25 protein-coding genes are annotated in these 22,627 nt (G+C 38.5%); 2 read left to right on the top strand and 23 right to left on the bottom strand.

The features are described from left to right. Positions 1-12: 12 nt before the first annotated feature. The 7 genes from VK91_RS02935 to VK91_RS02905 form a co-directional block, all read right to left on the bottom strand. Entirely contained in the window at positions 13-621 is a 609-nt protein-coding gene (locus VK91_RS02935; RefSeq protein ID WP_048390631.1) for a histidine phosphatase family protein, read from the bottom strand. Beyond that, the gene (locus VK91_RS02930; RefSeq protein ID WP_048390630.1) at positions 618-1,712 is read right to left on the bottom strand and encodes a histidinol-phosphate transaminase; all 1,095 of its coding nucleotides are present in this window, start codon (positions 1,710-1,712) and stop codon (positions 618-620) included. The genes VK91_RS02935 and VK91_RS02930 overlap by 4 nt, the downstream gene beginning before the upstream one ends. Then, positions 1,699-2,655, bottom strand: coding sequence for an adenosylcobinamide-phosphate synthase CbiB (gene cbiB, locus VK91_RS02925; RefSeq protein WP_048390628.1), 957 nt, complete (start codon positions 2,653-2,655; stop codon positions 1,699-1,701). Before cbiB ends, VK91_RS02930 begins: the two co-directional genes overlap by 14 nt. Next, positions 2,652-3,335, bottom strand: coding sequence for an adenosylcobinamide amidohydrolase (locus VK91_RS02920; RefSeq protein ID WP_048390626.1), 684 nt, complete (start codon positions 3,333-3,335; stop codon positions 2,652-2,654). The genes cbiB and VK91_RS02920 overlap by 4 nt, the downstream gene beginning before the upstream one ends. Positions 3,336-3,539: 204 nt before the next feature. Further along, on the bottom strand, positions 3,540-3,725 hold the full coding sequence (locus tag VK91_RS02915) for a hypothetical protein (RefSeq protein WP_048390624.1): 186 nt from the start codon (positions 3,723-3,725) through the stop codon (positions 3,540-3,542). A 104-nt stretch (positions 3,726-3,829) separates the two neighbouring features. Then, positions 3,830-5,188, bottom strand: a complete 1,359-nt coding sequence (locus tag VK91_RS02910; RefSeq protein WP_048390622.1) for an aspartate kinase — start codon at positions 5,186-5,188, stop codon at positions 3,830-3,832. Between the two features lie 462 nt (positions 5,189-5,650). Beyond that, positions 5,651-6,403, bottom strand: a complete 753-nt coding sequence (locus VK91_RS02905; protein ID WP_048390620.1) for a glucose 1-dehydrogenase — start codon at positions 6,401-6,403, stop codon at positions 5,651-5,653. A 202-nt stretch (positions 6,404-6,605) separates the two neighbouring features. On the opposite strand from VK91_RS02905, the gene VK91_RS02900 reads away from it, so the two are divergent. After that, positions 6,606-7,217 carry a TetR/AcrR family transcriptional regulator gene (locus tag VK91_RS02900; RefSeq protein ID WP_048390618.1) on the top strand — a complete coding sequence of 204 codons (612 nt, stop codon included), beginning with the start codon at positions 6,606-6,608 and terminating at the stop codon, positions 7,215-7,217. Between the two features lie 80 nt (positions 7,218-7,297). Here VK91_RS02900 and VK91_RS02895 read toward each other — a convergent pair whose 3' ends face one another. From VK91_RS02895 to VK91_RS02835, 14 genes are all read right to left on the bottom strand, one after another. After that, positions 7,298-8,143 (bottom strand): hypothetical protein, encoded by an 846-nt coding sequence (locus VK91_RS02895; protein ID WP_048390616.1) that lies wholly within the window; start codon positions 8,141-8,143, stop codon positions 7,298-7,300. A 107-nt stretch (positions 8,144-8,250) separates the two neighbouring features. After that, positions 8,251-10,380 (bottom strand): type IA DNA topoisomerase, encoded by a 2,130-nt coding sequence (gene topB, locus VK91_RS02890; protein WP_048390613.1) that lies wholly within the window; start codon positions 10,378-10,380, stop codon positions 8,251-8,253. Between the two features lie 160 nt (positions 10,381-10,540). Continuing rightward, positions 10,541-11,641: an alpha/beta hydrolase gene (locus tag VK91_RS02885; protein WP_053075676.1), complete on the bottom strand. Its 1,101-nt coding sequence runs from the start codon at positions 11,639-11,641 to the stop codon at positions 10,541-10,543. A 543-nt stretch (positions 11,642-12,184) separates the two neighbouring features. After that, complete coding sequence (locus VK91_RS02880; protein WP_048390695.1) at positions 12,185-13,009, bottom strand: copper amine oxidase N-terminal domain-containing protein; 825 nt, start codon at positions 13,007-13,009, stop codon at positions 12,185-12,187. 213 nt (positions 13,010-13,222) lie between these two features. After that, complete coding sequence (locus tag VK91_RS02875; RefSeq protein ID WP_048390611.1) at positions 13,223-14,338, bottom strand: hypothetical protein; 1,116 nt, start codon at positions 14,336-14,338, stop codon at positions 13,223-13,225. Further along, positions 14,325-14,822, bottom strand: a complete 498-nt coding sequence (locus tag VK91_RS02870; protein ID WP_016994968.1) for an RNA polymerase sigma factor — start codon at positions 14,820-14,822, stop codon at positions 14,325-14,327. Before VK91_RS02870 ends, VK91_RS02875 begins: the two co-directional genes overlap by 14 nt. Positions 14,823-15,065: 243 nt before the next feature. Continuing rightward, positions 15,066-15,569, bottom strand: coding sequence for a hypothetical protein (locus VK91_RS02865; protein ID WP_048390607.1), 504 nt, complete (start codon positions 15,567-15,569; stop codon positions 15,066-15,068). A 106-nt stretch (positions 15,570-15,675) separates the two neighbouring features. Then, positions 15,676-16,182 carry a GNAT family N-acetyltransferase gene (locus VK91_RS02860; RefSeq protein WP_082148109.1) on the bottom strand — a complete coding sequence of 169 codons (507 nt, stop codon included), beginning with the start codon at positions 16,180-16,182 and terminating at the stop codon, positions 15,676-15,678. 90 nt (positions 16,183-16,272) lie between these two features. Continuing rightward, on the bottom strand, positions 16,273-16,503 hold the full coding sequence (locus VK91_RS22995) for a hypothetical protein (RefSeq protein WP_048390606.1): 231 nt from the start codon (positions 16,501-16,503) through the stop codon (positions 16,273-16,275). Positions 16,504-16,946: 443 nt separating this feature from the next. After that, positions 16,947-17,096 carry a hypothetical protein gene (locus VK91_RS22815; protein ID WP_196333027.1) on the bottom strand — a complete coding sequence of 50 codons (150 nt, stop codon included), beginning with the start codon at positions 17,094-17,096 and terminating at the stop codon, positions 16,947-16,949. A gap of 447 nt (positions 17,097-17,543) precedes the next feature. After that, positions 17,544-17,855 carry a hypothetical protein gene (locus VK91_RS02850; RefSeq protein ID WP_048390603.1) on the bottom strand — a complete coding sequence of 104 codons (312 nt, stop codon included), beginning with the start codon at positions 17,853-17,855 and terminating at the stop codon, positions 17,544-17,546. Positions 17,856-18,010: 155 nt separating this feature from the next. Then, a complete protein-coding gene (locus VK91_RS02845; RefSeq protein ID WP_048390601.1) occupies positions 18,011-18,604 on the bottom strand; it encodes a VanZ family protein in 594 nt (197 codons plus the stop codon). 177 nt (positions 18,605-18,781) lie between these two features. Next, positions 18,782-19,273: a hypothetical protein gene (locus tag VK91_RS02840; RefSeq protein WP_048390599.1), complete on the bottom strand. Its 492-nt coding sequence runs from the start codon at positions 19,271-19,273 to the stop codon at positions 18,782-18,784. Beyond that, entirely contained in the window at positions 19,273-19,479 is a 207-nt protein-coding gene (locus VK91_RS02835; protein WP_009371016.1) for a helix-turn-helix transcriptional regulator, read from the bottom strand. Before VK91_RS02835 ends, VK91_RS02840 begins: the two co-directional genes overlap by 1 nt. 227 nt (positions 19,480-19,706) lie before the next feature. On the opposite strand from VK91_RS02835, the gene VK91_RS02830 reads away from it, so the two are divergent. After that, positions 19,707-20,198, top strand: coding sequence for a DinB family protein (locus tag VK91_RS02830; RefSeq protein ID WP_048390596.1), 492 nt, complete (start codon positions 19,707-19,709; stop codon positions 20,196-20,198). Between the two features lie 166 nt (positions 20,199-20,364). On the opposite strand, the gene VK91_RS02825 is transcribed toward VK91_RS02830, so the two are convergent. Both VK91_RS02825 and VK91_RS02820 read right to left on the bottom strand, forming a co-directional pair. Beyond that, positions 20,365-21,258: an SDR family oxidoreductase gene (locus VK91_RS02825; protein ID WP_048390593.1), complete on the bottom strand. Its 894-nt coding sequence runs from the start codon at positions 21,256-21,258 to the stop codon at positions 20,365-20,367. Between the two features lie 287 nt (positions 21,259-21,545). Continuing rightward, positions 21,546-22,484 carry a rhodanese-related sulfurtransferase gene (locus VK91_RS02820; protein WP_048390591.1) on the bottom strand — a complete coding sequence of 313 codons (939 nt, stop codon included), beginning with the start codon at positions 22,482-22,484 and terminating at the stop codon, positions 21,546-21,548. Positions 22,485-22,627: the final 143 nt, after the last annotated feature.

Here is a 22,627-nt window from a genome sequence, read left to right as displayed (position 1 = left end):
GTAGGACACCTCCTATTGTAAATGATGTAAATTACCAATATCCTTCACAAGCCATTGTTGACCTTGCCGTTCAATCACTGTCACACTTGTCCCATGAATGTATGGGGCCGCCCATAGCTCACTAATACTGCGCTGTAAAATAGCATTGATAATGCATTTAATCGTTACAGCGTGGGAGACAATGAGGATCGTTTCATTGTGATGTTGGGCTGCTATTTTTTTTAATGTAAACATCGCTCTTTCTGTTACAGCTCCAAAGCTTTCTGTATGACTCGCCACAAACTGCGCAGGGTAGTTCGTATATAGCTCATAATCAAGCTTATGTGTCGCCAGTATATCGTCGATTGTCTGCCCCTGCCATTTCCCTAAATAGATCTCCCGTAAATCATCTTCATAGGCAATAGGCAGCTTGCGATTGGCCATCAAAATAGCCATCGTCTCTCTTGCACGACCACTTGAACTACAATAAGCAGCGGTAAAAGGAATCTGTTGCAGTTGCTTGTGAAGTTTTTCAGCCGCTGCTCTACCGTTTTCCGTTAATGGAGAATCCAGCCACCCCTGTAGTCGATGCTCCTGATTCCATTGTGTTTCCCCATGTCTTACTAGATAAAAAGTTGTCACTTTTCTCTCCCCTTATTTAGGTTAAACCACGTTTGTAGACAATTATGTAAAGATGTCATGGCTGCAATGTCTTTTATGCCAATACGGAACCACTCACCCTGCAAGCCTTGAAAGTTTTTTGTGTGACGCAGCACAACCCCCTGTGCAAGACAATAGGTGAAAAAGGCGTCTGCTTGCTGTGTTTTCGGTAAGGAGAAGCACACATAATTCGTCACACTATTCGTTACTTGGCAGCCATTGTCCTGTAAGTAACGATGCAGCCATTCCCTTTGCGCAGCGGCATAGGTAATTGCCTGCTGACAATAGTGCTGCTCGTCTAAACAGCTTGCCCCAATTACAAGCGCAAAGGCATTTAAATTCCAATGCGGTAGCATTTCTTTTAAGGCGCTCACAATTGTAGCATGCGCAACCAAATACCCAAGTCGTAAACCTGGAATCGCATACATTTTAGTCATCGAACGAACGACAATAACATGTGGGTTTTGTGCACTAAATTGAATCAGCGAATGCGCCTCATCTACCCAATCCATAAATGCCTCATCGATAACAAGCTCACAGTTAACGATTGCTCCGTGTGCGATTAAGGCGAGTAAATCTTCCTTATTTGGCAGTACGCCAGTCGGATTATTAGGCGTGCAAAGATAAACAGCATCTGCCGTCATCATTTCCTGCTGTAGCTGCTCTAATGGCAATGTGTAATTGATAAAATCTGTCACGACAATAGGAACGATCGTAGCACCTGCAGCACGCAATGTTCGCTCATACTCTGAAAAAGTTGGATGCACAATGATAACACGCTTATTGGCATAGCGTCTTGCTAGTACACTAAAAAGCTCTGAAGCCCCATTGCCTAGTAAAATCGTATTCTTTGCTACTTGATGAAAAGCAGCGACCTTCGTTAAAAAAGGCTCCCCATCTGGATCTGGATAGCGCTGAATTAGTGGATAAAAAGTACGCCAACGTGCCTCCACAAAGGCTGGTGGTCCTGCCGCATTGACATTTTCGCTGAAATCATACACCACCTCAGGCATCGTTAAGCCTAATTGCTGATAAACATTTTGCGGATTTGCTCCGTGATTAGGTAACCGCATAAATTAACACCTCCACTGCTAACATAACAAGCGCAAACAGCACTGTGGCAATACGCATATGAATAATGGACGTTGCAATATGCTCTTTCGTTAATGGCACTAATTTTTCCCCCATAATTGCTCGATGAGAAACAACGCCCTGATACGTATTTTTTCCTCCTAGCTGTACACCAAGCTGCACTGCAGTCGCTGCCTCTAAATAGCCACTATTTGGACTAGGATGCTTCTTAGCGTCCTGTACCCAACGCTTTAAGCGCTTGCCAAGCGAACGATCTGTTTCATTTTTCGTACCAAGCACGATCAGTAAGCCTGTAATGCGACTTGGAATAAAATTCAGGACATCATCAAGCTTGGCTGAAAACATACCAAAGTCTTTATATTTTTCATTTTTATAGCCCACCATCGAATCTAAGGTATTGACAGCCTTATAGCCCCATAAACCAATTGCCCCAAATAGAAAGGCATAAAAGAGTGGAGCTGTCACACCATCACTTGTATTCTCAGAAACCGTTTCTACCACACCACGCACAATTTCATCCTCACCTAGTTTATCGGTATCACGTCCGACAATCCAAGACAGCTTAACACGTGCTTCGGAAAAATCCCCTTTGACAAGCGGCTCATAGACAGCCATCGCCGCCTCCTTCAAGCTCCGCTGTGCCAGTCCGATACCAATCAGCAGACCCTCTACAAGGATGCCAAAAATGATACTCACCTGATAGCTTAGTAATAGAATTAGCGTCACCACAAACATGGTCGTGCCAACAACAGCAAGTGCCATCACTGTCCCACGTAGCTTGCGCCATTTGCCCTTATTCCATAAAGCTGTTTGCGATTGAATCAAGTGTCCAATCCAGCGTACAGGATGAGGAAGCTTCGGAGGGTCCCCTACTACTAAATCAAAAATAAGCCCTATGATGCAGGCAATCACGATAGCAATCATTTAGACCTCTCCTCTTTATCTTTTTTGTATTTCCTAACCGCCTCACACATCGTTTCATAAACACCATAGCCAATGACCTTACCAAGCATAGTGATGGGACCTGCATATTGATGGAAGTCCCCTTCTTCTGTCGAGGCAATAAGCAAGCTATCAGTAGATGTACCTGTAGCTAGCGTGCCTGTCGTAGGATCTGTAACACCCTCATCTACTAAAGCCTTGACCTTGGCTTCCGTAGTTGAAATCATTGCCTGAAAAAGTGCCTCATCAGACAGCTTGCCATTGATCAGCACCCAAGTATTAATGGTGCCTGCATGGTACTGCTCCTCTCGTTGAAAAGCACGGGTAATATCCACCGCATTGCCAAGCCCTGCGGTAATCATAATGACAAGGTGGATTCCCTCATATGTAAAGTCACGAATAGTCGCAAACTTGGCTTGGACAGCCGTCATCATAGCCACTGTATTGTCATGCGGGAAATGCTGTGCCTGCAAAAACTGCAGCAATTCCTGATGTGGCTGTCGTTCATCATAGGTAATAGGCACCGTTCGATTCATCAGATGCGTATAATGACCAAAGCCTGGGTTATGCATGGCTGAGGATACAACCTTCATGGCTGAAGCTGTTTGAAGGGCAACATAATCGTCAAAAATATGAATGCAATCCTTAGTAAGTATAGGCAATCAATCGCCTCCTCGCGATAAAGTTATGACGGAACATAAAAAAACAAATTCTTACAAAGAAGAATTTGTACGGTCGATTCTTTATTAAAATTTGAACCTTCTGAACATTTGTACAGAATAACAACTTCATAATACTCAAATTATTTATTTTCTTTGAAATTGTATCATAACTTTGGCTATTGTCACAATTCCATTTTCAAAGTGTTATTGCTGCTTTTGTTTGAGATTCTTAAAGCGGATGACAGAGCCGACGATAATAAAGACCCACCCAATGCCTATGTAAACAATTTTCATTGTTTTTGTCGATGACGGTAAAATATCCATAATCGTTAAACAGACAAAAAGTATCCCGATGATTGAAAAAAGCATACCGATTGTTAAATTCTTCACGAATAACCCTCCCAACTATGTACGCCCTCGATTTTACCGTATTCTCAGCAAAAAGAAAACACTAATCCAAGCAAGAAACACTTGGATTAGTGACGATTGTGTCATTATGCTTTTGCATGGGCAAAAAACTCTTCATATAACGCTTGTAAAATGCGGTTTTCATATTCCTGAAGGACACCAAACACGAGGCTCACTTCAGAAGAACCTTGATTGATCATTTCAATATTTGCGCCAGTTTTTGAAATCGCTGTGGCAGCACGGGCAGCTAATCCTGTGTTATGACGCATCCCTTCGCCCACAATCACGATCATGGAAAAACCGTGACGCATTTCTACATACTCTGCATGTAGCTCTTCTTTCACACGACTAAGAATGCGTGCTTCATTTTCTGGTGTTAGTTGATTCGAACGCATGATGACAGAAATATCGTCTAAACCAGATGGTGTGTGTTCATAAGAAATATTTTCATCTTCTAAAATTTGGAGTAGCTTACGTCCAAAGCCTACCTCACGATTCATCAAATATTTAGAGACATATAAAGTTGAAAAGCCACTGTCTGCCGAAATACCTGTAACTGGACGACCTGTTGCAGGACGGCTTGGTACAATACGTGTACCTGGGGCTGATGGATTATTTGTATTTTTTATGTTAACGGGCACCCCAATCTTGTAGACAGGCATTAACGCTTCATCATGGAACACTGAAAAGCCTGCATATGATAATTCGCGCATTTCGCGATACGTAATTTCTTTAATTTCCACTGGATCGTTGACGACTTTCGGATTCGCGGAGAACACACAATCCACATCCGTAAAGTTTTCATACAGCTCCGCTTCAACGGCTGCTGCTAAAATAGAGCCTGTAATATCAGAGCCACCGCGGTCAAATGTTCGCAATACGCCCGCTTTAGTGTAACCGAAGAACCCTGGGAACACAATAATTTCTTTTGTGTCTTTTAAAGGGGCTAAATTAGCATACGCTTCAGGTAATGCAAAGGTTCTTTCTGGTAAATCATTGACCACTAAACCTTCTTTAGGACTGACATAGCGTGCGGGCATACCAATGGCATTAAAGTAAGCTGCAATAAGCTTGGCGTTATTATCTTCACCTGCTGCTTTAATACTATCGATGAATAATTCCACATTTGTTTTGTCACCTTGTACACGTTCACGTAAATCTTCTGCGATTACGTCACAAATGGCATTATCTAGCCCCAAACCATCAGCAATCGCTCTAAAACGATCCACAACAGTTTGCAATTTTTCCTCTGTATTCTCTTGTAGTAACGCTGCATTTGCTAATTGTATTAATAGGTCAGTTACTTTTATATCGTCACCAGAACGTTTCCCTGGTGCTGAAACGGCAACAATCTTACGCGCCGGATTAGATTTTACAATGTTGGCTACTTTTTGTATTTGTTCTGCACTTGCTACAGATGTTCCACCAAATTTACACACGATCATATCTATCAAATCCTAACTTTTTCAAATTAATTGTATTCCTCCACAAAACAATTGACTGTACACAGTGTACAAATTATAGTTTCCTACGTCAATACAATTTAAAAAATTCACGCAATTTTTCGAGAAATATGGACAATTTTCGTACTGTTTGATTTATTATACGGATTTCACATGAAATAGTTAAGGTTTTTGTGAATTTTTTTCGTGACGTTCACATAATCGTGAAATTTTCGGTTTTGACTTTCTTCTATATAAATGAAGAAAACGCTTACTCCATTTATGATATGCACAAATATCCACTATGTCTGTGCTATTTTTGTATGTATCGAGGATTCCTTCAGCAAGGCTTTTTCTTTTATTTATGAGGTTTTTCGCTCGTTCCTGAGGCCTTTATGGAGTGACTGTGGATATAAAAAACTAGGCTCACGTCGAGTGATGCCTAGTTTTGATTTTGCTATTGGATTAAATGGCTGTCCAGCCGCCATCGATTACGAGCTCTGCGCCTGTCATAAAGCGGGATTCGTCTGACGCTAAGAACACTACGCCATAAGCTACATCTTCAGGTTCACCGAAGTATGGTAATTGCGTGTAAGCTTGATAGTATGGCAATGCACCGCCCTCTTCCATCGTAGGCGCTGTCATTGGTGTTACAATAATGCCTGGATGAACAGAATTCACACGAATTTTATCTTTACCATATTCAATCGCAGCCGATTTAGAAAGCACACGAAGCGCTCCTTTTGCTGCTGTATAAGGGCTTGTACCAGCCATTCCCACGATTCCACCGATCGAAGAAATATTGATAATTGAACCACCGCCAGCTTTTTGCATTTCAGGAATCACATATTTCATGCCAATGATACAACCATTCAAGTTAATATCCATAATTTTATTCCATTCAGCCATTTCCATGTTGGCAATTGTTTTAGGTGATGAAACGCCCGCATTGTTGACGAGGATATCCACTTTGCCATATGCCTTTACAGCCTCGGCAATCACTGCTTTCCACTCATCCTCAGAAGTAACATTATGTTGAAGACCAATAATGTCCCCACCAATTTCTTTAATTTCTTTTACTAAATTATTCAAGGGCTCGATTTGTACATCTGTTGCAATGACCTTTGCGCCTTCTTGTGCAAATAGTTTTGCCTCAGAAGCGCCCATTCCCATTGCTGCTCCTGTAATAATTGCTACTTTCCCATTTAAACGACCCATCATAAAACTCCCTTTCTTCTATATAAATGAACAATTCGTGAACACGTTAACAACTAGTTGCATTATCGACACGGTGTCGTTAATATAATTATAACGCGCAATTGAAAAAGGGCAAACAACACCAAAGCCCATAATGATGCTTTCACAACACTTGCAATCGGACTGTTGTTTAAATAGAAAATTTTATACAAGGAGCTTCAAAATGTCGAAAAAAATGGACCCTCGCGTCATCAGAACGCGCCAATTATTAAGAGATGCACTAGTGGCATTAATTGATGAACAAGGCTATGAAAAGATTACGGTACAAGATATTACACAACGGGCTACATTAAACCGTGCCACTTTTTATTTACATTACCGTGATAAATTAGACCTTCTCTATCAAAGCTCAGAAGAAGCCTTGCATGAGCTTGTAAGTAGTATCCATTCACCCTTCGAAGAGAAGAAGGATTTTGATTTATTACCAAATTATGACCAGCCACATGAGACATTTATGCATTTATTTGAACAAATAGCGCTGAATAGTAAGCTATACAAGGTCTATCTCACAGAAAAAAATATCCCTTATTTCTCCGATGGTCTTAAAGACATTATTATCAATTTTGTCTCAAGCGGCATTCAAATGATGGAGCCTGACGACCAAAAGCTGACCGTGCCGCGCGAAATGGCCGTCCGTTTTTATGCAGCCGCCTTTCTTGAAGTAATCGTCTGGTGGTTAGAAAATGATATGCCCTATACCCCCAAATTTATGGCGACCCAGTTAATGCGTATTACCATTAAAGGCCCTTATATTGACAACCCTTTTGAAAGATAAAGCAGAACACCAAATTTCAATTAACAACAAAAGGTAATCACAACGCAAATGTGATTACCTTTCTCTATTTGTCTCGAAAGTTATACGATTTTCATGTTTAATTCTCTAGTAGGGTTATAGAATTGTAACCATTTCTCCGCTTCACTGACCATCCACGTTCCAAATTCATTTAAAAACAATAACAAAACGTTTGTATCGATTATGGGTGTTATTGCATATTCAAGTGCCCTTCTCATGTCGCTTTCCTTGTCAGGGAAATATTCTGAGAACCGTTTATAGGCGGGGTATAAATCCCTTGTATAGGTGTTTTCCTTTGTTATGACAAGTGCAAGCCCTGCTCTTACTATAATTTTCATAATCCACTTACAACAATCTTTAATATCCTCTCTATCCGAATTATCTTGAAGATCATCACAGGCATTTTTTATTTGCCCCTGCAAATGAATAAGGTGGTCATTCGCTAAAGCCTCGTTCGCTTTATATCTTGATAATCGAGGTATTAAATCCTCTCCAAAGACACATATACTATGGGTTTGGAGGATGAAACTAATGATTGAAAAAGATGTCGTATTTAAAATATCTTCTTTGCCGAATACACTTAGCTCAATCCCATCTACACAATGATGGTTTTGAGTTAACGCTTGCTCTACTTCTTTTATCCGCTTTACCTGCTGTTTTTTAGGCTTATGCTTCGTAACCGCTATTGTGTCTAAGTCAGCTACTCCTTCAATACCTATACCCTTTGGAATCGATCCCCTTATATAAATGCTATGTAAGTCATCTTGGAGAAGGGTGCGATAGGTATGAACCACATCGTTGATGACAGCAAGAAAAATAGGGTTGATTTTATTCCAATCTGCTTGATTAATAATGTATCCATCACTATCTGTCAGACATAAGCTGCCAATTTCTTTTATAGTCGTCATTACATCGCTCCTTTTAGGTGACTGATTTACTTAAAAATAGGATAGCATGTCCTATACAAACACACTATCCTACTTTCATGTTGGAAGTCCTTTGAAACTATCAGCATTTACTTTTCTTTAAATTCAAATTCAATTTTTCCTTCTACCAAACGGAGGGCTGCATTAAATTGTTTGCCATTCTTTGATTTAAAGCCTTTCATCATAGCAGTTTTCCCACTCTTACATAAATCAAGGATGTTTTTTTCCGTTAGTTTTTTTCCTAATAGCCTTTGTGGGAACGTTTGCTTACAACCATTTTTATAATTCGAACATCCGTAAAAGCTTTTACGCAAGCCTATTTTCCCTTCCTTGCATGCTGGGCACATGGCAATATCTTTGACCACAGCTGGTTTAAACTGCTCTGCTTCAATTGTCAGTGACTCTAACTGTTTAGGCACCTCTGCTATTAGTTGATGAATAAACTTGCCTATGCTCTCAATAAAATGCTTGGCAGAGCCTTCCCCATGGCCAATTTTATGTAAGTAAATTTCCCATTTGGCCGTCATGGAAGGACTTGACAGTAATGTCCCTTCAATTGCCTGACATAAAAGCTGTCCTTTCGGTGTAATGCTCACGATATTTTTTCGTACTTCAATAAATCCATGCTTCTTAATCGTCTCGATAATGCCACTTCGAGTTGCTTCCGTCCCAATCCCTTCAATCGATTTCAGCACCTCGATCTCCTCTTCATCCTCAACCGATTTACCACAGGTTTTCATCATCGTAATGAGTTGACCTTCTGTATAGGGCTTCGGAGGTGTTGTCGTGCCTTCTAAAATAGCAATCTTACTTTGTACCAGCTCATCTTGGAAGACAACAGGTAAAGACTCCTCACGCGCCTGCACCTCTGTCTCATTTGAAAATAATTCTTTCCAGCCTTTGACAAGCTCTGTTTTCCCTACTGTTTTAAACTCTACATTTTTGACATTCGTGATAATCGTTTTTTCATCGTATTCATAATCCTGATGAAACATAGCGAGTGTCGTATTGAGGATTTCAAAATAAATATTTCGTTCATCAGCATTCATGGATTGCAACGCTTTGGCGGTCGGTATTTTTTTCGTTGGAATTATCGCATAGTGCTCCCCAACATTGGCACTGTCGACATAGCGCTTGTTCTTCCCTCTATTGATTGGCTGAAATGCTTTTCCCACGAGCTGCTGATAGTTTCCTAATGATTCATTTAAATAAGCAAACTCATTATGTGTAATGAGCTGTGAATCGGTACGTGGGTAAGAAACGAGCTTTTTCTCATAAAGTGATTGCGTAAGTTTCAACACATGTGATGGACTGTATTTCCAACGTTTATTGGCAGCCGCTTGTAAAGTTGATAGCGCATGTAGTTTAGGCGGTGCCATCCGCTTCGTTTTGTTCGTGACACTTGTAATGAGACCTGTATCATTCGGTTCAATCCCATGCTGTTGCAATAACTGCACTGCCTCAGCCCGCTCTTTTGTCTTTAGCTTTGCCTTCCCTTTATATACACCATTTTGAGCTTTAAATACCCCTTCGATTTCATAAAATTTTTCAGGCTTGAACTGTTCAATTTCCTGCTGTCTTTTATAAATTAAATAGACGGTTGGCGATTGTACTCGTCCGATGGAGATACTGCCCTTGAAGCCCTTTTTCTGCAACAGTAGCGTATAGAGGCGACTACAGTTCATACCTACTAGCCAATCGCTAATTTGACGCGTTTTAGCTTCTTGGTACATAAGCAAATCACGCTCATTACCTTGCATATGATTAAAACCTTTTCGGATTTCCTCCACTTCTAATGAATTGATCCATAATCGTTTAACTGGCTTATTTACTTTTGTCATTTTCAAAAGGGAGTAGAAGATATTTGAACCCTCACGTTCACTATCACAGCAGTTATAAATCATTGTTACTTGGGGATCACTAAAGATTTTTTTGACTGCATTGAATTGTGGATACATTTTAGAGACCACTTTATCTTCAAATTTTTGCGGAATGATCGGTAATGAAGCAAGCGACCACTTCTCCCATTCCTTTTGATATTCTTTCGGCTCCTTTAATTCAACAAGATGACCAACCGCCCAGGTAATAACTGCACCATGAGGAAAAGTAGCACAAGGTTCCAGTTCAATAAAGGTTTTCTCTTTTTGCTTCACTTTAAAGGCGTCTGCATATGCTCTTGCTTGAGATGGTTTCTCTGCTAATATAGCAATTTTCCCCATTAATCATCACATCTTCTTTATAATATTTTAGTAGCTTTTCTATAAAAACATAAAACTCAACTAATCAGATTAGTTGAGTTGATGGTGAAATACCTTACTACTATTTTACTTTAAACCATATAAAATAGCACTTACTAAAATCTTTGACCTCTTAAGCAAATTATAAAGAAGCAAAAATTTTCTTTACCCATTCAAGATACGCTCGCATATAGTATTCCTGCTTAAAGCCATGATTCTGGTCCTCTGCTACTATCACAGTCACATCCGCGTCTGCGTTTCGTGCAGATTGGATATACTCCTGTGGACCTTTTACCCCGATTGCTAAATCCTTTGTCCCATAAGCTATAAACTGAGGTATATGAGCTGTTCTGAAATGCGTAGATAAATCTGTCTGCTGCAAGAGCTCTTCACGTTTTTCTGGATTTCTGACATCTTCATCATTAAAAGAAGCAAAGAGCATGGGCACATTATAGCGATACGTCAATGCAGGGTAAATCATAGCAGCAGATGCTACTTGATCATCAACACCATCAATGGCATCAGGCCGATAACTAGCAGGAAACAGATTTTCTCCCTGAATGAGGTTAATAAAGCTACCCGTTTGATAGCCTCCAGCACTAAAACCTATTAAACCAATTCGATCTGGATGGAGACCATAATCATTGGCATGATAACGTAGAAATCGGACGGCACGCTGAACATCTAGCTGTGGAATAGGCCACTCATAGGGATTGGAACGATAGTGGAGAACGAATGCATTAATACCTGCTTTATTTAATGATGCAGCTACTTCCTTTCCTTCCGCTGTTCCTCCATCCATTTCCTTAAAGCCATAACCACCACCTGGCATAATAATGACGGCACTGTCACTGTTCGCTACTGTATAAGGAATCAGATAGGGCTCATCTTCATAGGTTGATTTTTCATAGCCCCCTTCAATTTCATAGACATAGGTAAAGGTATCAATGGCCGCTTCATTGTCTTTATAGTCTTCTCCCACAATGCCAGTGGAAAATTTGAATGTCGCCAAAAGTCTGTTAGGATTGCCCTTAATATTCATATCGTCAAGTTTACTTCCCGAATGATTACCTGCCACTTCTTCTCCCCAAATCTCCACCTTGTCTTCAATATCCGCAACTGGCTTGCCTGGTTTATTTCCTAACGGATTAATCACAAGAATAGCGTATCCAATCCCCATAAACAAAGTCAGTATAACTAGAAGGATTCCTGCCATCTTGGCTATTTTCTTCACTACCCTCATCATCATAACCTCCATTAAATTTACTTATGTATCGTTTACTATTTATTATCTCGGGTAAAGGATTATTAACCTTTAGCTCATTCTTTAGCAGATAACGATTGAAGATCTTGTATAGCATCAATACAAGGTTGTATTTTTCCATTTTCTAAAGGATTAAAGTGACCCTTTAGAGGAAGCATGACGTATTCCTTACTAAAGAAATGTCTGAAGACCACAAATTTTTTAAAAACTGCATACGTACCTTGTAATGACGTAAACTATAAAAACACAACAATAATTCTTTCGGAATATGAGGTAGGTATTGTAAAAAAGAAGGAGGGATACGATGTTTGATGAAGCTGCATATTTTATTTTTAGAGCACTGTTAATTTTAACTGTTTTGGTTGTTGTGGTTGGAATCCCACTTGGTGAAACACTGATTAGAAAAAAATAAAACTGCATCTAAATGGATGCAGTTTTTGATTTTCATCCTACTTTGTGTCGATAATATTGGAATTGGTGAATTAGTGACCATATAGAACCCCGTTTATACTATCATCCACCTTAAGGAATTGTATTACTCATAACCGTCACAAAGCCGTTCAACGAGGCTGTATCAATTAATCGAAGTATTCCCAGTCTTGCGGTATCACTGTAGACATACCAATGATTTGCAGTAGTATCATGCACCAAAACTCCGCCCAAGTCCCCCGTGGAAAAATAAATATCAAACCGTTTGATACTGTTCGAGTCTTGGTCTAAAAAATCAAATTGCGCAGTTTTATCATAGTCTCCTACTGGAATGGGATGAGAATCCCAAGGATTATAAGTAGGTGCTTCGATTTTACTTCCATTATTTTTTATAAAAGTATGATAAATAGCTTCGTTATAACCATTCCCATTGATTTGCTGTACGACTCCGCCTAATGTCATATGATATTCGTATTGCAATGCTTTTACTTTTATACCATCAATAAAGAGAGGCTGTGTCTCAACCGTTACTGTACCGTTTTTGTAAGTGATATTGCTGCCAAATGTTTCGGCAAGAAAACGCATCGGAACAAAAGTACGATTATTCTTCATATATGGCTTTACATCAAGCGTTTCTGTTTTACCGTTTTTCACCACTTGATTACGATTAAGTTTTAGTGTTACCTGTATATCGTTTTTAGTAAGGGTGATTTGGGCATCCGTCCATACAACATTTACCCCTAAATTTTCACTAATTACACGTAAAGGAACCATTGTCCGATTACTTTTAACTTCTGGATTTACATCAGATGCAATTGTAACACCGTCAACTTTTATTTGAAAATCGGCTGCATATGCCGGTGACGAAGTCATGATTAGAATCAACCCAAGAAAAATTCCTGAGAACACTTTTTTCAACATTGAACACTCCTTTTCTTAAAACTCACTATTCTCCCCAAAAATACATTCCACTAAAATATTTTACCATAAAAATCCACCTATATCGTTAAACTATCCTGCTCTTTATTCAATCTACATGACCTATAAAAGAAGACGCGTTTCGAAATAAACGCGTCCGATTGTTAGATAAAGATACTGATGAAAATTAGAGTTGATGTCCTTTCTAAAAACCTAATAAATTCCCCTACTAAAGGCTGGCTGCCAAATTCCTTGGGCATTTTTCTCCATACCTAGCTCTGTTGGTCCTTCAAGTGAAATAAATTTTACAACACCTGTTGTATCTGTTTGTTGCTCAAACTCCGCATGTTCTAGCCCAGCAAAGAGGTTTGCAATAATAAGGCGATTTATTTCCTTTGTAAACAACTCCTGACGTACGATTTTCGTTTTCTCATAATATCTTCGAACACTTTCTGTTTCTTCGTTCTTATTTGTTGTAAACAATGCTTCATATGTTTCATAATCTTTCTCAATTTCACTCAATAAAAACATTTTAGTAATCGCTTGGGGTGTCATATTTTTTAACTTTTCAATATTATAATCCTCTTTAAAGGCATCAAAAACTTGCTGCTCCTGTTCAGACAATTCAAATGTTAGCTCAAAATTTTGGAAGCCTACGACCTTACCGACTAATTGCCCCTCACTAATTTTCATAATCGTATGGCCTTCGTCACTGTCATAAACAACCATTTCTTTTTCTTTCGCAGAAATCGATTTGTCATTGAATGGCGCTGGTCTTGTTCCATAATTATGAAAAAAGTAAGGATTCTTAAATGGGTCATTAATTTCCTCTTTTTTTATTTGCTCATTTAATCCATGTACTTTTAATGGGGTATCCTCTACTAAAATTTGCCCTTGCTTCATTGTTACATGATCATTCCCTAATCCTAATACAGTTGAAACGACAAGCCCATCCGTTCCATAAAAAGCAATATAATCTCCATACGTAATGGGGGCTTCCTTATCGATAATCATTGGTAAAAAATGCAGCATCCATTGTTTTCCAAGTAGATGGGCATATTTAGGTTGAATGATGTCTAACGAAGAAACATCATCGACAATCGGTAGTAGCTCATTTTGCTGACTTGCGGTTTGTAGGTTATTCTTTTGAGAAAACTCAACGAATAGCATTAACCCAATAATGAAACAAGCTGCAATAGATACGGTGACAACCTGCCAGTTAAACTTTCTTTTTATGGGTTTCTTTTGCAATATACGTTGCTTGATGTCGTTTGTAAATGGGGCATCTTGTCGCAATTCTTCTTTTAGCTTGTCTTTAAATTCCTTCATAAAATATTGCCTCCAGTTCCGGATTTGTTTTCAACAATTCTCTCGCTCGACGAATCCTTGTACGAACGGTGTTTTGTGAGACGTTTAATAAACTAGCAATTTCAGAAACATCAAATTCTTCATAATAAAACAGTACAATGACTTCCCTATAATGAAGTGGTAATGCAAAGACAATTTGCTTTAAAGTTGCAAAATCTTCAGTTGCTATATATGTTTGCTCTACGGAGGGTTCAGTTCTACCTAGTGGTAAAAGCTTTGAAATAAATGATTTTCTCTTTTGTTTACGTAGTTCATCGTGACAGCAATTAATAGCGATACGGGTTAAATACGTTTTCAATGAAGCATCTTTTCTAAAATCGTCTTTATGTAATAAGTACTTCATGAGTACGTCCTGTGTAATCTCCTCTGCAAGCTGAAAATCCTTCATATATAAATAGCTAAGATGATACAAATATTCACCATATTGTTCTACGATTTGTTCCAACAACAACTCACCTCGTTTCAATCCTACTACTTAGACGCTCGTTTTCTAAAAAATTGTTCAATCTCCTGGAAATATTTTAGAATAGCCTTTTTATCAAGATTGCAGTAGTATGTAATGCACTTCTAGATGATGCAACAGTACCTATGTATTAGATGGGCTTACTGATAATGGCCCTTTTCATGAAGAAAGACGCTTTCCTATTATTTCAGATAAGCGTCCCAGAAGATCATTATTCAACTTTACCTATAGTTCGTTCAAGAAGGACTGTTCTTTTTTCGATTTGTTAAATAAATCTACTCTTTCTTTTATACTTTCGTTCTTACTAGTATCCCACCATTCAACGACCACATAAATCTCATGTATATCTTTCAGTGTAATAAAGTCACCATTTTTATTGATGTATGGCCCTGCAATAGCACCAGTTGTATATTCTGCTATATTCGTCTCACCAGTAACTGAATCAGTATGAACGACTGAATCATCACTCTCGATAACCACATGCGTTTCAAAGTGGAAGAAATCTGTCATATACGTATTGACGTTTTTCATTTTTAAGGTCCCAAATCCTGCTTTAAAGTCTTCTGGTGTTATAACAATCTCATATCCAGTTAGATTCCAGCTTTCACTTTCACCCATCAATAATAAATAATAAGTATTACCACCTTTTTGAGCATTGCAGCCAGATAGTACAAAGAACGACAACATCAAATAAATGCAAGGTACTAAACCTTTTATATACTTCTTCATTCAATCCCCCTTTGAAAAATGAATGCAATTCAATTCTTTAAAAGAAAAAGACACGTTCCTAAATAAACGCGCCCTTTTCTGGAATAAAAAATGAGTTACTAACTATTCATAAACTTTTGTAGGCAACTTGAACGATTTGTTGTTCACCATTCTTCTCAAAAATCTTATAATTTTCCATCCCGATTTTTTCCGCAACTTTTTGGGATGGGATATTTTTTAAGGTCGTGTATGAAAATATTTCAGAATAGCCCAGAACATTCCATGCATATTCCTTACAAGCAGATGCCGCTTCTGTCGCATACCCCTTATTCCAATACGCTTTAATAATGTGAAAACCGATTTCAGGTAACCATACACCGTCAATGTTCTGCATGGTTATTCCACAATCACCGATAAATCGATCCCCTTCTTTTAAAACAACTGCCCATAGTTCGTGATTATATTGCTTATAATTTTTCTCATTCCATCTGATCCAATTTTTAACCTCTTCTTGATTAAAGGGATGAGGGTAATATTGCATAGATTCGGGGTCGGAAAGCACTTTTGATAATTCATGATGATCGTCCATTTTTAACGCTCTAAGGTATAATCGTTCCGTCTCGATTATCTTCAAAATGCCCACCCTTTGCTTTTAATATATTTTGCTACAATTTTTCATTTAGAAATGTGCAGTACCTGTTTTTACCCATTTGAAGCCAAAAAGTTACCCAAAGTAATGATGGACACACCAAACAAACAGAAACAGACTTACTATCCCCCAAGCAGTGGTACTCCATATCCACCAAACTACAGATCTTGCTTTTGATGAATTTCCCTCTTCTTCCATATTCAATTTTATAAAAGCGACCTTACTTTCCATACCTTTTTTCATAGAAGCGAGCACAACAAATCCAATTATTATGAAACCAATAGTTACCCAAAGTAGTAGGTCCACCTTTACACTCCCTTTATAGAATTGAATTTCACCGCAATTTATTATAATAATTAGATTCTACAAAGATCACAATATACCTTGTGTTAATTCAAGTGCGTTTAAGTATATCATGTATTAAAATGCTGAAACTTAAATTGCCAGAAGCTTTGTTTGGAAACTTTACTTAAAAGAATGTTATTCAACAATTGGACCCAATGTTAAGATAAACACGCAAATGTAAGATGTATTGCTTTACTCAACAATATGACCCTTAAATGAAAAGGAGCAAAATAGATGGCCCTATCCCTCACTTTGCCTGCTCTATCCCTCACTTTTCACGTTGTATCCGCTACTTTTCATGTTTTAACCACTACTTCAGAGCCTATCCCTCACTTTGCCTGCTCTATCCATCACTTTTCACGTTGTATCCGCTACTTTTCATGTTTTAACCGCTACTTTAGAGCCTATTCCTCACTTTGCCTGCTCTGCCATTTGAGTGGTTGAACTAGAGTCATAAAATAAACCGACCCAATGGATCCGCCAAGTGCAATTAATTGCATGTGACGAGTACTTAATTCCCGCTTTAGTTGTGAATCTTGATGATTATCTTTCATAATGCTTACTCCTCATACGTTTAGATTTTCAAATACTTGCTCAAAAAAGGAATAAAAAAAACGCCCTTTTGGATTAACCAAAAGGACGATTCAACTCGTGTTACCACCTTTAATTTATAAGCAATTCACATTACTTACCTTAAGAAGTACGGTCATTTGACGATACTCTCGCACATGATTACGGGTGTATGATCTTTTCGGTACAGAGCTCCAAGATGAATTCTCACTCGTTTTACATGCACCTCTCATCAACCGGTAGCTTTCTGTTCGTAAAAATAATTGATACTATTTTTTTCATAGCCTTTGTTCTAGCCATCTCACGAGAAAGAGTAGATTTTCGCTAAATAAAGCGCCCGATTGTAAAAGGCCCAAAAATTACCATTCTCTTCATTACACTCTCTGAAAACCAAAAATATATTTCAATCATACGAACAGGCAACGAATATCTTACTTTTTGTTCTTTTGATATACAATAAAAGTAAGGCCATTTAATAGCAATGTAAAAATGAGAAGAACTGCTGTGGCTATCACGACTGCACGTGTCGTGTCCATGAGTGCCGTCCAATCCTCAATTTTTACTAAATGATAATGATAGAACATCTGAAAACTAATTGAAATAGCGCAGGCACTGATGCTGAGAACGGCAAGGATGCCCCAATTAGAATATTCATGCTTTTTATTTCCCATTAGATAGAAAACTGGAAGTATCCAAGCGACTATTCCAAGTAAGAGACTGCCAATATTAAGCCAACCAATCATAACGAATCCCTCTTTCTATTTGTATTACCGTTTAACAATACTTAACGGTAAATTGTAGGAAAGGTTTCAAATAACTGTATTATTCAACAATATCGACCTTTAAAAGAAAAAGACACGTTTATAAATAAACGCGCCCAATTGCCGAAAACTATTATTCAATTAAAACTACCATTATAAACTTTATCTTTTCGCTTCATTTGTATATGCGTAAATATTTTCACTATTAATATACCAATTATTCCACCAAGTATATTACATAACAAGTAGATAGCATCTATAGAACCAATGTTCCTAGGAACTAAACTAAACGACCCTAATAGTAGACGTAAAAGCTCTGTACCTAAACAACACAATATCACTAGAAAAATGGCTTTATTTATATTTTTAAAATGGAAAAGAACGCATAAAAATATCCCTAAAGGAAGTAATAATAAAAAATTATAAACTATAGATGAATAGCTCCACAAATACATATTGAAGTGGATACTATCAAAAATTCCAAACCAATCATTAGCTGTAATAAAACGTCTACTCTTGTCTGCTGGATTTAGAGGTACAAGTGTTATTCCCCCTACTTTAATTTGAAGTAAACATAGTAAATAGAAGAGAAAGCTATATAAAGTAACACGTCTTTGATTACGCTTGATTTCTTTTCTAAAGTAATCAAGAAATACATCTATAAAAATATAGACCAACAACACTAAAAATCCGAAAGGAACAATATTATATAGAACATAGTTTGTATGCAAGTAAACACCTCCCAAATTTTGTAACAACTATCATTTTACTTATTTTAACAATGTTAGTCAAATAGTGTTCTTCCACTACCATTTTTTCATTTAGCTGTTTTTATTGTCATTATAAAAAACACCCCCATAGACCACCATATCTATAGGGGGAAAAACGGTACGATATTCGTATGAAGTTTAGTAGGTTACCTCGGAATCTTTTCGCTTCGGAATAAGTGCAGTAAAAAGTGCAATTAAATTAGGTGGAATGCTAAATAATAAAAACAGCCAGTTTGTCGTCAGGATCGAGATTATCGTGAATACAATAATGGACGTAATGAAGACGAATAGGCCCACCTTCACACGCGAAGGCTGTAACGGGGCTGCACTGGACATATTGATGGTCAAAATAATCCCAATGATTCCCCAACTCGCTACGTGTGTTAATAAAAGGATACCTAAAACCATGGCAGTGCTTAATTCAATCCCAAAATTGAGTAACGTAAAGAAAACATACAGCGCTCCTAATGTCACATACCAAGAATAGGATCTGGCCTTTTGCCAAATATGATAGTACAGCTCGTCTAAACCTCTGCTTTTTCTAGCTTTCTGTCGCCCGAACCACCATCCAAGGAGTCCACCAATCACTCCCCCATACAATCCAATCATACCCCAGATATTAATCTCCATCACTCATTCTCCTCCTCTTCAAATATAAACACTTCTTCAATTGTGCTATTGAACGCTTTGGATATGTTGTAGGCAAGCTCTAAGGATGGATTGAATTTGCCTGATTCAATAGCAATGATTGATTGCCGTGAAACGCCAACTTGTTTCGACAACTCTTCCTGCGTAATCTTGTTCAATTTTCGTAATTCTCGAATTCTGTTTTTCATAATGCCTCCTTTATAAATGTAAAGCAAACTATACATTTAATGTTAAGTAAAGTTTACTTTACATCACTACGTATGTCAAGCAAACTTTACAATTTGATTTTTAGTTAGATGAAATGGCAATGTCGAGTAAAGAACAACAAAATTCTATTACTATGTACTACTTTCGGAAAATTTGATAAATTAATAGTAAGGAATGTTTTGAGCGTTACAAAAAGGAGGTTATCCAAATGAGTAAAAAAGAGCTCTTGCAAAATGGAGTCAATCAGGTTTTTTACGAAGAGGAATGGTACCCACCGTTATCAGAAGCATTAAAGAATCTCACTGCTGCGCAAGCTAGTTGGCAACCAGAAGGAAATGCTGCTAATACGATTTGGGAAAATGTAAACCATTTATTAATCTTTAAAGAGCGCTTACTTTCTCGCTTACATAAAGATGAGACATTTGTTGCTCCACAAAATAATGATGAAACGTTTGTCCAAGGCGGTGCTCATGATGAAGATGCTTGGCAAGAAACAGTGAATCGAACCCTTCACGTACATGATGCCCTACAATCTTCATTAGCATCCTTGCAAGAAGAGGCATTAGATCAACCTAGTCCCGCTCTTCCAGTTTGGCAACAATATCTAAATATCCTTTTGCACGACGCTTACCATACAGGACAAATTGTTCAACTTCGTAAACTACAAGGTTCATGGCCTGCTAAGCGCTCCTACTTATAAACGATGATTCCAATTGGTGATTGAAAAGCAGATGCCCCCTCAAGTTAGAGACAAACTACTAACTATAGGGGGCATATCATTTAATTCGTTTTCATTATCCATCTTAAGCTGTTTATCTACCATAATCAGTGGAACATCACTAATGTCGAGAGTGGTTTTAGTAAGTTTACAAGTCTATCGGCTTACCACCTGTCACTCCATAAATCTGACCCGTGATATAACTTCCTTCATCCGAGGCCAGAAGAACATAAACGGGTGCAAGCTCTACTGGCTGTCCCGCACGGCCGAGGGGCGTATTTTGGCCAAACTCAGGAATCTCTCCTTCTAATTTCCCGTTATCCAGCTGAAGCGGCGTCCAAATCGGGCCAGGTGCAACACCATTGACACGGACACCTTTAGAAGCAAAGTACGAGGATAGAGATACCATAAAGTTGCTTATTGCACCTTTTGTCGCGGCATAATCCATTAAAGATGAGGATGGATCGAAAGATTGAACCGATGTGGTGGTGATAATTGCACTTCCTGGCTCCAAATGTTCTTCAGCAGCTTTTACGGTCTCGAACATGCTGATGATGTTTACTTTGAAAGTGTCTTGCACTTGTTTAATTGTTAAGTCACTTAGGGATGGCTGTGCGATCTGTTGCGCAGCATTTAATACAAGAATGTCCAATCCGCCAAAGGCTTCTAAGGTTTTTGTAACAATCTCTGTCGCTGCGCCGTCTTCTCGCAAGTCGTACGGTAGCAGTAATGCTTTTCTTCCTGCTTTTTCAATTAATTCTTTAACGACGTTGGCATCTTCCTCTTCACCAGGGAAGAATTGTATGGCTACATTGGCTCCTTCACGTGCATAGGCAATAGCGGCAGCACGGCCAATCCCAGAATCGCCTCCTGTAATTAAGGCATTGCGCCCTTCTAGACGATTGTATCCTTTATATGATTCTTCTCCGCAGTCAGGTTTGGGGATCATTCCATGCTGTAGCGCTGGCGTGTTCTGTTCCTGATTTGGGAATTTTTCGGTATGAAATTTTTTACGTGGATCGGTTAGATGTGGGTTTCCCATCAGCTATCATCTCCTATTTTGATTAATTAGTGACAAACACTTTGTGTGCTTACACTGTTACATTTTGTTGAATACCCTCTGAACATTTACTTTAAACAGCATCAGATTTCTTCCGCCCTTCCACCAATGATGGAGTCATTTACATTTTCCTTACAAAAGAAAAAACACCCTATATAAGCGAGCAGACTAGTCCAATGTTGAAATGGATAGTTTGAACACTTACATTGAGTGTTTTAAGAACCTCTATAAAGTAGGTTATGAAAGATATTTAATAACGCTTTGTTTGTTTAAATTAACGCCTCAATTGCTTGAGCTACTTGCTCTTCTGTTAAATTGTGACGCACGATGTAGCGATTGCGCGCATGCTGTGTACATTCGATTGTACAGCCACCTAAATGCTTTGCTTCATTTTCTTCAGATGCGATGATTTGCTTGTTACATTCAGGATTTGCACAGTTAATGTAGCGTTCACAAGGTTCACCGTCATAGTGATCACGACCGACAATCACATGCTCTACTTGATTGATTGGCACCGTTAAACGCTCATCGAAAACGTACATTTGCCCATCCCATAATTGACCTTTCGTCACAGGATCTTTTCCATATGTTGCTACACCACCATGTAATTGACCGACATTGCCAAAGCCTTCACGTTTCATCCAACCCGAAAACTTCTCACAACGAATACCACCCGTGCAATATGTTAAAACATTTTTCCCTTCGAAGAGCTCACGGTTTGCACGGACCCATTCTGGTGTATCACGGAAATTTTTTACCTCTGGTCGAATCGCGCCACGAAAATGGCCGACATCGTATTCATACGTGTTACGCACATCTAATACTACTGTATTTTCATCTTGCATTTCAGCAAGGAATTGTTCTGGTGACAGGTAGCGACCTGTTAATTCATGTGGGTTGACGTCTTCTTCTAAGCCTAAGTTGACTAACTCAGGACGTGGGCGAACGTGCATTTTTTTGAATGCATGTCCTTCTGCCGCATCAATTTTAAAGACAATGCCTTCGAATAATGGGTCTGCTTGCATGTTTGCCATATATTGCTCTGTTTGCTCAATCGTCCCCGAAACAGTCCCGTTAATGCCCTCATTGGCTACTAAAATACGACCTTTTAAACCGATTTCTTTACACATTTCTAAGTGCGTTGCTGAAAACGTCTCTGGGTCTTCAATCTTCGTGTAATGGTAATATAATAAAACTCGATAATTCATTGTTTTCCACCTATCATTTCAATATTTGCAGGATATTCCTGATAGTGTCTTTTACGACCTATTAACCATAAAGGATAATCCGTTAATATGCTATCGGTAATTAGACTGAAATGAGTAGAAATAATTTTCCATATGCCGCTAGA

It is taken from the genome of Lysinibacillus sp. LK3, assembly GCF_001043675.1.
GTDB classification, from domain to species: domain Bacteria; phylum Bacillota; class Bacilli; order Bacillales_A; family Planococcaceae; genus Lysinibacillus; species Lysinibacillus capsici.
The sequence above is the reverse complement of the archived record's forward strand: the minus strand, read 5'-3'. Positions and strand labels throughout refer to the sequence as shown.

Bases quoted from the DNA above. Each gene is read 5' to 3' on its own strand.
- topB (WP_048390613.1), bottom strand. From the start codon at position 10,380: ATGGGGAAAATTGCTATATTAGCAGAGAAACCATCTCAAGCAAGAGCA.
- VK91_RS02835 (WP_009371016.1), bottom strand. From the start codon at position 19,479: ATGAAAAACAGAATTCGAGAATTACGAAAATTGAACAAGATTACGCAG.
- VK91_RS02865 (WP_048390607.1), bottom strand. From the start codon at position 15,569: ATGAAGAAGTATATAAAAGGTTTAGTACCTTGCATTTATTTGATGTTG.
- VK91_RS02905 (WP_048390620.1), bottom strand. From the start codon at position 6,403: ATGGGTCGTTTAAATGGGAAAGTAGCAATTATTACAGGAGCAGCAATG.
- VK91_RS02900 (WP_048390618.1), top strand. From the start codon at position 6,606: ATGTCGAAAAAAATGGACCCTCGCGTCATCAGAACGCGCCAATTATTA.
- VK91_RS02830 (WP_048390596.1), top strand. From the start codon at position 19,707: ATGAGTAAAAAAGAGCTCTTGCAAAATGGAGTCAATCAGGTTTTTTAC.
- VK91_RS02820 (WP_048390591.1), bottom strand. From the start codon at position 22,484: ATGAATTATCGAGTTTTATTATATTACCATTACACGAAGATTGAAGAC.
- cbiB (WP_048390628.1), bottom strand. From the start codon at position 2,655: ATGATTGCTATCGTGATTGCCTGCATCATAGGGCTTATTTTTGATTTA.
- VK91_RS02895 (WP_048390616.1), bottom strand. From the start codon at position 8,143: ATGACGACTATAAAAGAAATTGGCAGCTTATGTCTGACAGATAGTGAT.
- VK91_RS02825 (WP_048390593.1), bottom strand. From the start codon at position 21,258: ATGGGAAACCCACATCTAACCGATCCACGTAAAAAATTTCATACCGAA.
- VK91_RS02885 (WP_053075676.1), bottom strand. From the start codon at position 11,641: ATGAGGGTAGTGAAGAAAATAGCCAAGATGGCAGGAATCCTTCTAGTT.
- VK91_RS02850 (WP_048390603.1), bottom strand. From the start codon at position 17,855: ATGATTGGTTGGCTTAATATTGGCAGTCTCTTACTTGGAATAGTCGCT.
- VK91_RS02840 (WP_048390599.1), bottom strand. From the start codon at position 19,273: ATGGAGATTAATATCTGGGGTATGATTGGATTGTATGGGGGAGTGATT.
- VK91_RS02910 (WP_048390622.1), bottom strand. From the start codon at position 5,188: ATGATCGTGTGTAAATTTGGTGGAACATCTGTAGCAAGTGCAGAACAA.
- VK91_RS22815 (WP_196333027.1), bottom strand. From the start codon at position 17,096: ATGAAAGATAATCATCAAGATTCACAACTAAAGCGGGAATTAAGTACT.
- VK91_RS02875 (WP_048390611.1), bottom strand. From the start codon at position 14,338: ATGAAGGAATTTAAAGACAAGCTAAAAGAAGAATTGCGACAAGATGCC.
- VK91_RS02930 (WP_048390630.1), bottom strand. From the start codon at position 1,712: ATGCGGTTACCTAATCACGGAGCAAATCCGCAAAATGTTTATCAGCAA.